Source organism: Roseivirga sp. YIW32 (assembly GCF_057219245.1).
On record NZ_JBXVVG010000001.1, the window covers coordinates 1,050,958 to 1,064,675 of the forward strand.

11 protein-coding genes are annotated in these 13,718 nt (G+C 45.3%); 5 read left to right on the forward strand and 6 right to left on the reverse strand.

Annotation, left to right across the window (positions count from 1 at the left end):
- Nucleotides 1–51 precede the first annotated feature (51 nt).
- The 5 genes from argE to AC2D6U_RS05125 form a co-directional block, all read right to left on the reverse strand.
- Entirely contained in the window at nt 52–1,206 is a 1,155-nt protein-coding gene (argE, locus tag AC2D6U_RS05105) for an acetylornithine deacetylase (protein WP_484719871.1), read from the reverse strand.
- A gap of 74 nt (nt 1,207–1,280) precedes the next feature.
- Nucleotides 1,281–2,684 (reverse strand): YfcC family protein, encoded by a 1,404-nt coding sequence (locus AC2D6U_RS05110; protein WP_484719872.1) that lies wholly within the window; start codon nt 2,682–2,684, stop codon nt 1,281–1,283.
- Entirely contained in the window at nt 2,685–5,705 is a 3,021-nt protein-coding gene (locus tag AC2D6U_RS05115; protein ID WP_484719873.1) for a WD40/YVTN/BNR-like repeat-containing protein, read from the reverse strand. It lies immediately after the preceding gene.
- 81 nt (nt 5,706–5,786) lie between these two features.
- Nucleotides 5,787–7,001, reverse strand: coding sequence for a BaiN/RdsA family NAD(P)/FAD-dependent oxidoreductase (locus AC2D6U_RS05120; protein WP_484719874.1), 1,215 nt, complete (start codon nt 6,999–7,001; stop codon nt 5,787–5,789).
- 67 nt (nt 7,002–7,068) lie between these two features.
- A complete protein-coding gene (locus AC2D6U_RS05125; RefSeq protein WP_484719875.1) occupies nt 7,069–7,485 on the reverse strand; it encodes an OmpA family protein in 417 nt (138 codons plus the stop codon).
- Nucleotides 7,486–7,563: 78 nt separating this feature from the next.
- On the opposite strand from AC2D6U_RS05125, the gene AC2D6U_RS05130 reads away from it, so the two are divergent.
- Together AC2D6U_RS05130 and AC2D6U_RS05135 are read left to right on the forward strand one after the other, a co-directional pair.
- Nucleotides 7,564–8,049: a gluconokinase gene (locus AC2D6U_RS05130; RefSeq protein WP_484719876.1), complete on the forward strand. Its 486-nt coding sequence runs from the start codon at nt 7,564–7,566 to the stop codon at nt 8,047–8,049.
- Between the two features lie 32 nt (nt 8,050–8,081).
- The gene (locus AC2D6U_RS05135) at nt 8,082–9,422 is read left to right on the forward strand and encodes a GntP family permease (RefSeq protein WP_484719877.1); all 1,341 of its coding nucleotides are present in this window, start codon (nt 8,082–8,084) and stop codon (nt 9,420–9,422) included.
- Here the strand turns inward: AC2D6U_RS05135 and gndA are convergent, their stop codons facing one another.
- Nucleotides 9,423–10,820 carry an NADP-dependent phosphogluconate dehydrogenase gene (gene gndA, locus AC2D6U_RS05140; RefSeq protein ID WP_484719878.1) on the reverse strand — a complete coding sequence of 466 codons (1,398 nt, stop codon included), beginning with the start codon at nt 10,818–10,820 and terminating at the stop codon, nt 9,423–9,425.
- Between the two features lie 163 nt (nt 10,821–10,983).
- Here gndA and zwf point away from each other — a divergent pair, with 163 nt between their 5' ends.
- The 3 genes from zwf (at nt 10,984) to AC2D6U_RS05155 (ending at nt 13,714) form a co-directional block, all read left to right on the forward strand.
- The gene (zwf, locus tag AC2D6U_RS05145; RefSeq protein WP_484719879.1) at nt 10,984–12,510 is read left to right on the forward strand and encodes a glucose-6-phosphate dehydrogenase; all 1,527 of its coding nucleotides are present in this window, start codon (nt 10,984–10,986) and stop codon (nt 12,508–12,510) included.
- Nucleotides 12,511–12,528: 18 nt separating this feature from the next.
- Nucleotides 12,529–13,242 (forward strand): 6-phosphogluconolactonase, encoded by a 714-nt coding sequence (pgl, locus tag AC2D6U_RS05150; RefSeq protein WP_484719880.1) that lies wholly within the window; start codon nt 12,529–12,531, stop codon nt 13,240–13,242.
- Between the two features lie 103 nt (nt 13,243–13,345).
- Nucleotides 13,346–13,714 carry a hypothetical protein gene (locus AC2D6U_RS05155; protein WP_484719881.1) on the forward strand — a complete coding sequence of 123 codons (369 nt, stop codon included), beginning with the start codon at nt 13,346–13,348 and terminating at the stop codon, nt 13,712–13,714.
- Nucleotides 13,715–13,718: the final 4 nt, after the last annotated feature.

Here is a 13,718-nt window from a genome sequence, read left to right on the forward strand (position 1 = left end):
GTCATTCCCTACTCCGAAAGAGAATGACGCCTAGTTTTTGAGGGACTTGGCTCAAATTGATAGTTTCTCAATCAATCGATGCATAAAATGTACCCCTTTCTCGAGCTGTTCCTTGCTGATGAACTCATCGGCGCGATGAGCTTGGGCAATATCACCAGGGCCACAGATCATAGCCTGAAATCCGGCTTCCTGGAATTGGCCGGCTTCGGCTGCATAGCTAACCGCATCAATGGTATCGTTCTGAGCCAAGTCCTTCACAAGGCTGACGATCTCCTCATCTTCGCTGGTATCTAGTCCCGGAACTGCAGGATGAATTGGGTTCGTTTTGATTTCGAAACCCGGAAAAGTCTTTCGCAAGACTGCTTTACGCTCTTCACAATAGGCTTCGAACTCCTCTAGTATTTCGTTAGGCGTCTCTGACGGAATGGTGCGCACATCCCACGTGAAGTAACAAGATTGGGCGATCACGTTGGAGGCAATCCCCCCTTTCATGATTCCGACATGGATACTTGTGTGATTAGGTGTAAATCGATCGTCCGTTTTTTTCGCTGCGATCAGACTGTTCATTTTATCTTCTAACCAGAGCACCAGACGCATGGCTTCGTGAATAGCACTTACTTCCGTTTTGATTCGGCTACTATGGCCCTCAGAGCCCGTTACTGTCGTTTCAAATATGCATATTCCTTTTTGTCCGACGGTCGGCACCATCATGGATGGCTCTCCTATAATGGCAAAGGCCGGCTTTTCCTTGTAATGATCATTTATTGCTGCGGCAAGCTCGGGTGCTGCCAAACAGCCAATCTCTTCATCATATGAAAAAGCAAAATAAATGGGTCGTTTCAGCTTTACTTTGACCATATCAGGTAAAGCAGCTAGACAGCAGGCAATAAAGCCCTTCATGTCACAACTTCCACGAGCATACAGTTTGCCATCTCCTTTATCGATCAGTTCAAAGGGATCTGAGGTCCATTCTTGACCTTCTACCGGTACGACATCAGTATGTCCAGATAAGATCACTCCTCCATCTTGAGGAGGTCCAACACGACAATGTAATGAGGCTTTTGTTCCTGCTTCATTCGGCACCAAGGTGGTCTCAACACCATAGGATTCAATGTATTCTTTGATCCATGAAATGATGGACGTGTTCGATTCTCCTCCTAATACAGGAAATGATACGAGTTTAGATAAAATTTCTTCAGCTGTCATTGGTAGTATTTAGCACACGAGATATAGTACAAAGCGCAGTTAAGCTAATTGTTCATGGTTAATTTTTAATTGAACTAGGCAGGGCCATAATTCACCGCCACTGCTATGGTAAGGGCGATCCAAGACACGAGAAGGATGACGCTGACTTTAGGCATAATAAAGCGTAGCCACCGATCGAAAGGAATTCTGCACATGGCCAGCATGGCGATCAGCCCTCCCAGGGTCGGATTGAATAAATTAGTCACACCATCCCCTATTTGGAAGGCCAAAATGGTCGTTTGACGCGTCAAGCCCAACAGATCTCCCATGGGTATCATAATGGGTAATGTGGCCAAGGCCTGACCACTACCTGAAGGAATAAAGAAGTTGATCAGGCATTGTGCCCCCGACATAGCCACTGCTGAACCGTAAAGGGGCAAAGTTTGTAGACCTTCTGCGAGATAATATGCAATGCTGTCAGAAATATTCCCCATCTCCATCGCTACTTTGATCGATGTTGCGAAGCCCACCATAAAAGCGCCTGGCGCTACGACGGCCACTGATTTGAGTGCCGTTTCGCTGATTGCCCGTCCAGATTGTCCAGAGGCAATACCGGCGAGAATAGAGACAATGATGAACATTGCTGAAATTTCATTGATGTACCAATGCGCCGTAAACACACCATAAAGCGTTACGGCTAAGCCTCCAACAAACAGTAGCAACACCAACCAATTGTTGGGCGTCATGCGATAGGCCTCAATTGGTTTCGAGAGTTCAAAGCCTTTGGTGTCGATACCCAACGAAAGACTTTTCTCAGGATGTTTTAAAATCCGCTTGAAGTAGCGCACATTCACAAAGGCCAAAAATGAAAGCCCCGTGATGCAGAGAAGTGCTCTCAACCACCATCCTGAGAACATCGGCATTTGGGCTATGGTATGACCTGTTCCGACCGTGTAGGGATTAACCGGAGACAAACCAAATCCAACGGTCACCCCGCCGACGGCAATACTGGCAGCTAGCATCAGATCGCCCCCTATCGCCAAGCTAGTAATGGCTGCGATAGGAATAAGGGCAATGTTGTTTTCATAGCCAACAAATACGCCTAGTGCACCAAAAACAAAGGTCATGGCAACGACTAGCAAGTATTTGCGCTCTACCCCAAGTTTCTTGATAAAAGAACCGACGGCATTTTCGATCATCCCCGATTCTTCCAAAATTCCGAACATAATACCGCTGGAAAGCACAATGAAGATGATGGCTATGGCAGATTCAAAGCCACCCGGAATGGCCAAGAACGTATCTAAAAAAGAAAGGGGTGTTTGCTCTACTTGCTCATAGGTTCCCGGAATTACGCGCTCACGATCGTCGATCAGTTCACGTTGAAACTCTCCTGCAGGAATCACATAGCTCAGGAATGCCGTTAAAACAATGATACCAAAGAGCATCACCAGCGGATGTGGGATTCTTTGGTACCATTGTTTGTTAGAACTTGGAGTCAATTACTGAAGTTTTTCAAATTCAGCTTTGATCGCTTCGTAGCGTTCCTGTAATTCTTCTAAACGGTCATAGGCATCTTTGCCTGGTCGTTGATCGGCCCTTCCTATCATTGAGCCTAAGTAACCCGTCTGGGCTTGTAGCATGGGCTGCATGTACGTACCCGGAGGGGTAACCAATTGATAATAAACTCCGTCGAGCGCTTCTTTTTTGCGCTGCTCCTTCTTACTTACTTTTTCTTGATCAAGTGAGTTTTGCAAGGCTTCTCTCTCTTCGTCCACCGCGGCGATCAGCTGATTGACCTTGTCTTGGAAATCTCTTATCTCCAAAGCGAGCGCTTCCTGTGCTGCCACGTCCTCATCCGTCGTCAATGTAACTCGAGGATCTAATAAGACCTTGAATTCTCGTTCTAAGACTTGGTCACCTACGGTCAATTTCGCTTTATATGTTCCTGTGCTGACCATCGGACCATTGCCTCTGTACGCTCTTCTTTCATTGGCACTCCAGCCCCCTCGGTGACGCATATTCCATACAAAACGATTGAGTCCTTGCTGATTCGGTAGACCCCCTGATGCCGGTACATTCGAAAACTCTGTCGACATGTCGCGTTCTGTATTGACCGCTGGCTCAGGTCGTCCACTGACATAATTTCGAACAAGCTGACCTTCGTCATTAAAGATCTCAATTTGAACATCTTTATCATTAGCGAGATAATAATCGAAACGAACACCCATACTTGAGTACTCAGGCCCGTTGTTATCGCTAGAAGCTCTCATATAAACTCTTAATCCATCTTTTGGCTGGAAGAAGACCGCCTCCTGATTACCTATTTCATTGATTCCACGAAGACTTGTCAAATCATCCAAAATCCAGAATCCTCTACCCATGGTAGACAAGGCCAAATCGCCATTGTGAACTTTAATATCAGTCACCGGAGTCACCGGAAATTGCTCAAACGGCGTCCATGATGTGCCATCGTTTAATGAAACAAATAAGCCGAACTCAGTACCTGCGTAAAGGATGCCTTCCTTTTCATCGTCCTCACGAACAACACGAGTGGGGTGATCTGATGGAATGCCATTGTTTCCGTCTGTTAATAAGGTCCAAGACTGACCATAATCTTCTGTTTTATAGATATATGGACGATAATCATTCAACTGATACCTTAATATGGAAACATAGGCTTTAGCAGGATCATGTGGAGAAGGCTCTACCGCATCTACTCTTCCGCCTTTCGGCATGTTTGGTGTAACGTTCGTCCATGATTTACCACCATCTTTCGTAACATGTACGGGTCCATCATTTGCACCTACCCAGATCAAGCCTTCTTGTAATGCAGATTCTCTGATCGCATAGATGGTAGAATAATACTCTTCACCCGTTACGTCTCTTGTGATAGGTGCTCCGGGCACCACTTGTTTGTCTGGTTCGAAAGCCGTTAGGTCTGGAGAAATGATCTCCCATGTTTTGCCATCATCGATGGTCTTGTGCACATACTGAGAGGTATGATAGACCACATCAGGATTATGAGGTGAAACATGAATTGGCGCCACACGCTGGAATCTAAACTTGAGATCTTTTGGGTTATGCCCGTAGATGTTGGTCGCCCCAACGTAGTATTGCAGCTCCTGACCCGTTGTTTTATCGTAAACACCAAAGCGTCCTTTACAATTTGAATAGACAATGTTCGGGTTACCCGGCTTCGGAACAGCAGGTCCTGTTTCACAACCACCAGTATTTAAAATGAAGGAATTACTTCCAGCCTGAACACTCAAAGGCGGTTCGCTAGGCACTGCAATGGTGCTGGAGTTATCCTGCTGACCAGCATAGAGGTAATAAGGAAATTGATCATCCACTTCTACTTGGTATAATTCAGCGGTTGGCTGATTGAATTGTGTGGACCACGTTTTACCGTTATTTAGCGTGACATTGGCTCCACCGTCATTGGATTGAATCCAGATACTGGTATCATTTGGATTCACCCAAATGTCATGATTATCACCATGAGGCGTGCGCATCGTACTCCAGCTTTTACCACCATCAGTAGACTTTAAAAATCTTAAGGCATTGTTGTAGACCACATCCTCATTTTTCGGATTGGCATAAATGTTGGTGTAGTAAAAGGGTCGATTTGTCAAATTACTATTGTCGGATACGAAGGTCCAACTTGCCCCTCTGTCATCCGAACGATACAAACCACCTTGCTCATCTGAAGCTTCAATATTTGCATACACCACATTTGGATTAGCAGGCGAAACCGCAAAATCGATCTTGCCAACATATTGATCTGGTAAGCCATTCGTCAATTTATTCCAAGTCTTGCCTGCATCCGTAGATTTATAAACTCCTCCTTCTTTCGAACCAGAAATGATAGTCCACGGCTTACGCTCGCCTCTCCATAGCCCTGCGTAGATCGTGTTTGGATCGTCAGGAGCTAATTCCAAATCCGAAACACCGATGCTGTCTGAATGATAAAAAACTTTATCCCATGTTTTTCCACCATCTGTGGTTTTAAAAACACCTCTTTCCTCGTTTCTTCCAAAGGCTTGTCCAATGGCCGCAACGTACACCGTATTTGGGTCATTCGGGTGAATTTCAACCGACCCGATCTGTCCGGTTTTTTCTAGGCCTACGAAGGACCAGGTTTTTCCTGCATCTTCTGACTTATAGACACCTTTCCCCGTGATCACATTAGAACGAAGCCCATCAGAACCTGTGCCGACATACATGATATCCGGTTGCGGCTGATAAACCGCTATTGCCCCTATGGAAGGAGTTGAAAAGTACCCATCGGATACGTTTTCCCAATTCATGCCGTAGTCATTCGTTTTCCATACACCACCACCGGTAGCACCCATGTAGAAGGTTGAGGGTCTTTTTTCCACACCCATGACGGCTGTCACACGTCCGCCTCTAAGTGGGCCAACGTTCCTGAATTTATAGCCATTGATGATTTGCTGCACGTCCTGTCCTTGGACCATTACGGCAAGACAAAGCGTAAGAATAGAAAGAATCGCTTTTTTCAAAATAGTAGAATTTAGTTTATGCTTGGAATTTAGCATAAAAGCCAACAAATGTTGAATAGACTTTTGATAAATGGACAGACTTTAGTGCGAAAGTTTGCCGGCGACAAAGCCCGTTGCCCAGGCTGCTTGGAAATTAAAGCCTCCCGTTACGCCATCAATGTCCAACACTTCACCGGCAAAATAGAGATTAGGTACCGTTCTGCTTTCCATCGTTTTCATCTGTACACTTGCCAAGGAAACGCCACCACAGGTCACAAATTCTTCTTTGAATGTTGTTTTTCCTTTGACATTGTATTGATCATTGGTCAGTAAGTTGATCAGCCTGTTTTTATCCTTCTTCCCTAATTCTATCCAAGGCTTTTCCAGATCAATTTCGGTCTTTTCTAAGAAGAACAACCATAGTCGTTCCGGAAGGTCGAATGGGTTTTTATTCTTCACTTTACGCTTTCCTGCCTCTTTGACCAACCCTTCAAAGCTGGCTCTCAGCTCATTTTCGGTTTGACCGCCTAGCCAATTGACTTGAATACCAAATGCATAGTTGCGCTCTGCCAATAGCTTTGCTCCCCAGGCTGATGTTTTCAGTACGGCAGGACCGCTCATGCCCCAATGGGTGATCAATAAGGGGCCTTGCTGAACGAGGTTCGTTCCCATCACACTGACTTGCGCATTTGAAACACTAAGGCCCATGAGTCGCTTGATTGGTTCCTGTGGCATATTGAAAGTAAACAATGATGGCACTGGCGGAATGATGTCGTGTCCGAGTTGTTCTAGCCAGGTAAGCCCACTGAGTTTTGGACTACCGCCGCTCGCCACGATGACGTGAGAAAATTCTTCCCACTGCCCATTGACCTGAAGGCGCAGCAGACCCTTATGTTCAATGGCATTTACTTCTTGCTTTGTTTTGATCTGGACCCCGAGTTGCTCGCAAGCTCGGCTTAAAGCGTCTACAATGGATTGCGAATTATCCGTCATGGGAAAAACCCGACCATCATCCTCTGTTTTGAGCAAAACTCCTCGAGACTCAAACCAATTGAAGGTGTCTTGAACACTGAATTGATCGAAAACCGTCCGCAACTTTTTGCGCCCACGAGGATAGAACTTGACCAATTCATGATTGGCAAAGCAAGCATGCGTCACATTACAACGACCACCACCCGAGATTTTCACCTTGGCGAGTAATTTTGAGCTTTTTTCGAAAAGCGTAACACTTGCCTCGGAATGATGCAGTGCAACAGAATGCGCTGCAAAAAAGCCTGCAGCACCGCCACCAATCACCGCCACCTTGATCTTATTCATGCGGAAAGATACCCTATTGTTGAGAATTTATTGAATGGACTGTTGCGTTCTCTGATGATCGAAGGCCTTAAATAGCCAGCCAAAGAATAATGTCGACGCGACGATTTTTGCGTCTGCCCTCCCATGTTGAATTGTCATAAATGGGATTGAACAAGCCAAAATCTTTGATCTCAATAAATTCCTCTTTCACTTTTTCATTGATCAAAAGTTCTTCGACTACCGATTCCGATCTCATTTGACTTAGCCATTCGTTGTACTCCTTACCTCCTACATTGTCGGTATGGCTGTGGACCGTAATCACATAATTATGAATATTAGGAATAGAATCGAGGAACTGTTGAACTCCAATGGATTGCTCCCAATCCACAAAAAAACTCCCGCCGCGGAAATAAACACTCTTCATGAAGGAAGGCTCACCGAAGTCTTGTCCTTGTGCACAGAACGAGCAGAGAAACATACAAAAGATCAAAGAGGCTTTTTTCACTAGAGACAATTTACAAAAAGAACGAAATGTCCATGCTACTGTTTCGCCTACTTCGTGAAAGTCTTTAACTTGAGCCACGTGCATTCAAAAAAAGTAGCGGTTGTTATGGGAATCAGCGGTTGTGGTAAAACAACCATTGGACAAGCCCTTGCGCGTCAAATTTCCGTACCCTTCCTTGACGCCGATGATTTCCATCCACGCGAGAATATTCTAAAAATGAGTCGAGGGATTCCATTGGAAGATGAAGACCGATGGCCCTGGTTGGCAGCCATTGCCGAATACATCAAACAAAGTCATCGTGAGCACTTTGTTTTGGCTTGCTCTGCATTGAGAACTAGCTACCGCAGTTTTTTGAACCAAGGCTTGGATTGTGATTTCTATTGGCTGGAGATTGATAAAGAAGAAGCCATCCAACGTTTGTCGAACCGTCAAGGACATTTTATGAAAGCAGAACTCGTCGATTCCCAGCTCGACACGCTCGAAGTTACTACAGATCTACACCGCATCGATGGAACCATGGTTCAAGACGATGTCATTCAATCCATTATTCTTAACATGAAATAATTCCCTAGCTTGTAAGGCTCAAATTTACTCCTATGGAAGAAGTTCAGTTGATACTTGCCATTGTGACTGGCGTGATCTTACTCTTAACCCTCATCATTAAGATGAGATTGAATGCCTTTCTCAGCTTATTGATCGCAGCGATCTGGGTGGGCATTTTAGGAGGGTTGAGTACAACTGAAGTCATTCAATCCATCTCGACGGGCATGGGAGAAACCTTAGCCTTCGTCGCCACCATTGTCGGCTTAGGCGCTATTTTTGGCGCTTTTCTTGAGCATTCAGGAGGTGCTCAAGCACTGGCGATGTTCCTATTGAAGAAAGGCGGAGAACAACGTGCACGTTTGGCCTTACTTATCACGGGCTTTATCGTCGCTATTCCTGTTTTCTTTGATGTGGGCTTGATCATCCTGCTACCCATTGTTAGTGCCTTATCCAAAAAAAGCGGTAAACACATCTTACACTTTGCCTTACCCTTAATCACAGGGCTGGCCGTCACCCATAGTTTCATTCCTCCCACTCCCGGACCCGTTGCTGTAGCAGAGATCTTACAGGTTGATCTCGGATATGCCATTGCCATCGGTGCCATGATCGGATTACCCATTGTACTGTTGTGCGGTTTGTATTTAAGTCGATTGATCACCCCTAAGATGCAGACAGAAGCTCAGGCCGTTGTTTTCAATTTCAACTATGATAAATCCTTGGTCAACATCATCTTTTTGGTTTTAGGATTTCCGCTCTTGCTCATCTTAGGAGGTTCTTTTGTTCAGACATTAAGCAATGAAGGCCTGTTAGCACCATCAAAATGGATAGAGATCCTCAGTTTTCTGGGGCACCCATTCATTGCCTTGATCATGGCTACGCTCCTGGCCATGTATTTTCTCGGAACCAAAAGAGGCTTGTCAAAGCAAGAACTATTTGAGGTAGCCAACAAAAGCCTAGCCCCTGCCGGGTCTATCATCCTCATTACTGGTGCCGGAGGAGTATTGAAAAACACCATGATCAACACTGGGATCGGTGACATGATCGGCAATGCCATGGCGAGCTCAGATTTCTCGGTGATCCTCTTGGCTTATCTTGTGGCTGCCTTGGTGCGTATCATGCAAGGATCAGCAACCGTTGCCATGCTTACCGCCGCAGGCATAGTGGCTGCCGTTCTGGTCGACATGGATTTGTCCATGATCGATCGAACCTTTGTCATGATGGCCATTGCAGCAGGCTCTGTCATCGCCTCGCATGTCAATGATAGTGGCTTTTGGCTGGTGAATCGTTACCTCGACCAATCAGTTCAAGAAACCATGAAGGCCTGGACCATCCAATCCACTTTTATCTCTGTCACGAGTTTCCTATTGATCTTTGCCTTGTATCAATTGATCTGATCAATCCCATTCCGTGTGGAAGATTCCCTCTCGATCGATCCGCTCGTAGGTATGCGACCCAAAATGATCACGCTGTGCCTGAATCAAATTAAGAGGAAGTCGCCCACTGGTGTAGGATAAAAAGTAATTGAGTGAAGCACTCAAAGCCGGAACCGGGTATCCAGATCCTAAAGCAGCTGATACCACCTTTTTCAATTGCGGTAATTCTGTTTTCACTTTGTCAACCAAAACTTCTGACATCAGGATATTGTCGATGGTAGGTTCCGCATCAAAAGCCTTTCTGAAATCCTCCAATAGCGTCGAACGAATAATGCAACCCCCTCGCCAGATTTTGGCAATCACTTCCATGTTGAGGTCATAGTCGTAGGCTTCGGATGCACTTTTCAATTGAACAAAACCCTGTGCATAGGCCAAGATAAAGCTCAAATGAAGCGCCTTTTTCATGTCATCCACGGTCAGTTCTAAGGGGCTTTTGTCCAGTTCATAGCGCCCTTCTGCTTTCACGCGTTGGTGTTTAAAACTTGAAATTTGACGCATACTAACGGAAACATCCACGGTTGGGATCGGAACACCTAAGTCCATGGCATTTTGGGAGGTCCATTTGCCCGTTCCTTTTTGTTTGGCCTTATCCAAGATCTGATCGACCAATTCTCCCTCGGTCAGTTCATCTTTTTGAGCAAAAATTTCTGCTGTGATTTCAACCAAAAAAGAAGAAAGATACGATTTGTTCCAGTCCTCAAAGATCAACCGAAGGCCATCGTTGGATAAACCGAGTCCATTTTTCAAAAGGTGATAGACTTCGGAGATCATTTGCATCATGGCATACTCGATCCCATTATGTACCATTTTGACATAGTTGCCCGCCGAGCCGTTGCCTAAATGTGCGACACAGGGCTCTCCGTCCACTTTTGCCGAGGCTGCCTCAAAGATCGGCTTGATGTGTTGATAGGCCTTCTGATCTCCGCCAGGCATAATGCTTGGTCCCTTACGAGCCCCTTTGGCTCCTCCAGAGACACCAGCCCCAAAAAAGTGTATACCTTCTTTTTTCAACTCTTCAAAGCGACGATCGGTATCGGTAAAATAGGAATTACCACCATCAATAATGATATCACCAGGCTCAAGCAGTGGCTTGAGGTCATTAATTACACCATCGACCGGCTTACCAGCCGGAACGAGTAACATGATCTTTCGCGGCGTTGCCAGCGCATTGACAAACTCTTCCTTTTTCGTAGTTGCAGTAACTGTTTTGTCTTCAGACTCTTCTAGCAAAGAAGACACCTTCTCTTCATCAAGATCAAGTCCAATAGCTGAAAATTCATTGTCTGCAACATTCAAGATAAAATTACGACCCATTACACCGAGTCCTACCAAACCAAAATCGTATGTTGTATTCGCCATAGGCGCAAGTTTATTAATTCCACTTGAAAATAAGCGGGAAAGAATTAGTTTATTGTCCAAATACCCGCGAACAATCTACTGCTTTTGATTAGTTTTGGGAACTATTACGCGTTGGTAACCATTGGGCAGAATAGGTTATTAGCAGATCACCCTTTTAGAATGCATGAAGAAAACTAAAGATCAACAACTAGTCATTTTTGGCGCTTCCGGAGACTTAACGGAGCGCAAGTTAATCCCTGCCCTTTTCGACTTGTACTGCGGTGGCTTTCTTCCTGAAAAATTCGCCATTACAGGCGTTGGCAGAACTTCTTTTGATAATTCCGCCTACCGCAGAAAGGTCATATTCGAGAACGAGGGAGTTCTTAAAAAGGACGAAAGCGGTGATCAACTCAACTCCTTCGCTGAAAAGATCCATTACCATGCCATGGACACCAAAAGCCTCGACAGTTATGCCGGCTTACAACAGCGACTGGAAGAAATAGACCAAACCATAGGCTGTGCGGGGAATTACATCTTTTATCTGGCCACCCCTCCCAGTCTTTACAGCACCATCACCTCAGGATTAGCAAAAACAGGACTGAATAAGAATGCGAACCACTGGAGAAGATTGATCATTGAGAAGCCTTTTGGCTATGACTTGGCTTCTGCCAAAGAGCTCAATCAGCATATCCTCCAGGACTTCGATGAAGAGCAAGTGTATCGAATCGATCACTACCTAGGCAAAGAAACGGTTCAGAACATGTTTGTGACTCGTTTTGCAAATACCATTTTCGAACCGCTGTGGAATCGGAACCATATCCACCGCGTCGAGATCACAGCCGCTGAATCTGTTGGTGTGGAAAAAAGAGGCGGCTACTACGACAATGCAGGGGCACTCAGGGACATGGTACAAAATCACCTGTTCCAACTGGTTGCGCTAGTAGCAATGGAACCGCCTGTCAAGGCAGATGCTGAGTCCATACGAAATGAAAAACTCAAGGTATTTCAAAGTTTAAGACCTTACACTCAAGACTCTGTCAAACAAGATGTTATAAGAGGTCAGTATTTAAGTTCTAATGTAAAAGATAAGCACATCTTAGGTTATCGAGAAGAGCCTGGTGTCGACCCCAATTCCAAAACGGAAACCTATGTAGGGATGAAATTTTTCATCGACAATTGGCGATGGGCAGGTGTCCCTTTTTATATCCGTACAGGGAAACGACTACCCACGCGGGTCACGGAGGTCGTGATACACTTCAAGCCTAACCATCATCATCTTTTCGCCAATGAAAAAGCTTTGGCCAATCCTCAGAATACGCTTGTGCTGCGAATTCAACCTAATGAGGGCATCTTATTAAAATTTGACATGAAAATCCCAGGGGCCGGCTTCAATACGGAAACGGTGAACATGGATTTTCACTACGACGAATTATCCCATGTCTACGTACCGGGTGCTTATGAACGTTTGATCCTAGACTGCATGCAAGGCGATGCCACCCTATATGCCAGAGGCGACAGTACGGAAGCAGCTTGGGAGTTCATCGACCCGATCTTGAAAGCATGGGCACAGGATGATGAAATTCCGATCTATGGCTATCCTTCAGGCACATGGGGACCAGAACATGCAGATGAATTGATCGAAGGCGACAATATGCAGTGGCGGTATCCATGCTCCAATCTAACCGATGATGGCAATTACTGTCAACTTTAACTTTAACCGAGCTACGTTTTGAAAACACTCATCTCACAAGATCCTTTATCCACTGCTCAAGCATTTGCTGATTTCTTTGCTGACAAAGTGAGCGAGAAGGAAACCTTTCATATTGCCCTTTCAGGAGGATCTACGCCTAAAATTCTCTTTGAATTATTGGCCGATGAATACGACGAAGACATCGACTGGGACAAAATTCATTTTTGGTGGGGCGATGAACGATGTGTAGCCCCTACTGATGAGGACAGCAATTACAAGATGACAAAAGAACGTCTTTTCGATGTCATTAGGATCAACCCAGACAACATCCACCGCATTTTAGGTGAAAATGATCCTGAGAATGAAGCTCAGCGCTACAGCAGCGAAATTGAAGCTCACTTACCCCTTGTCAATGGACTTCCACAATTTGACATTATTCTCTTAGGGATGGGTGATGATGGCCATACAGCCTCAATTTTCCCGCACCAAATGGAACTACTGGAGGCAACAGCCGTCTGCGGGGTAGCGACGCATCCTGAAAGTGGTCAAAGACGCGTAACCCTCAATGGACCTGTGATCAACAATGGACAATACATCTGCTTTTTAGTGACAGGTGCAGGCAAGGCCGAAAAAGTGGATGAGATATTTCATAAAAAAGCAGGGTATCGTTCCTATCCTGCCGCCCATTTCAATGGAGACAACGTCAGCTGGTTCATGGACGATGCGGCAGCCAGCCCATTTGCCCATCGATAAGTGAATATGATCGTTTTCACGGAATCTCTTTCGTGATCTAGGAATATCATTGGTGTGATTTTTGGAATTTGGACTCCCTAAACAACAAGTCTTACTTAACAAAATGAAAAACCTTTCGCTCCTGCTTCTTTCGATCCTTCTATGCCTGAGTTGCGAGAAGGAGGCTGAACTTTGTTCCTTGCCGCCGGATAGTACACCCGCCTGGATGAATGACTTCTATGATGATCTTCAACAGAGTGACTTGGGTAAATTCTTTTATTTCCAATCTGCTGAGCTAGACAAAAAACAAGTATTTGTCCTCAACAACTGCTGTCCCAACTGTGGGACAATCATTCAAGTATACAATTGCGAGGGTCAAGTCATTGGAAACCTTGGGGACGATATTGATCCAAACGATCTTAAAAATTTGCAGCTCTTCCTAACTCCTCCTGACTTTCAATGCCAGGTGGAAGCAGATAACTCGCCCCAGTAGATTC

Bases quoted from the DNA above. Each gene is read 5' to 3' on its own strand.
- argE (WP_484719871.1), bottom strand. From the start codon at position 1,206: ATGACAGCTGAAGAAATTTTATCTAAACTCGTATCATTTCCTGTATTA.
- AC2D6U_RS05120 (WP_484719874.1), bottom strand. From the start codon at position 7,001: ATGAATAAGATCAAGGTGGCGGTGATTGGTGGCGGTGCTGCAGGCTTT.
- AC2D6U_RS05135 (WP_484719877.1), top strand. From the start codon at position 8,082: ATGGAAGAAGTTCAGTTGATACTTGCCATTGTGACTGGCGTGATCTTA.
- gndA (WP_484719878.1), bottom strand. From the start codon at position 10,820: ATGGCGAATACAACATACGATTTTGGTTTGGTAGGACTCGGTGTAATG.
- zwf (WP_484719879.1), top strand. From the start codon at position 10,984: ATGAAGAAAACTAAAGATCAACAACTAGTCATTTTTGGCGCTTCCGGA.
- AC2D6U_RS05155 (WP_484719881.1), top strand. From the start codon at position 13,346: ATGAAAAACCTTTCGCTCCTGCTTCTTTCGATCCTTCTATGCCTGAGT.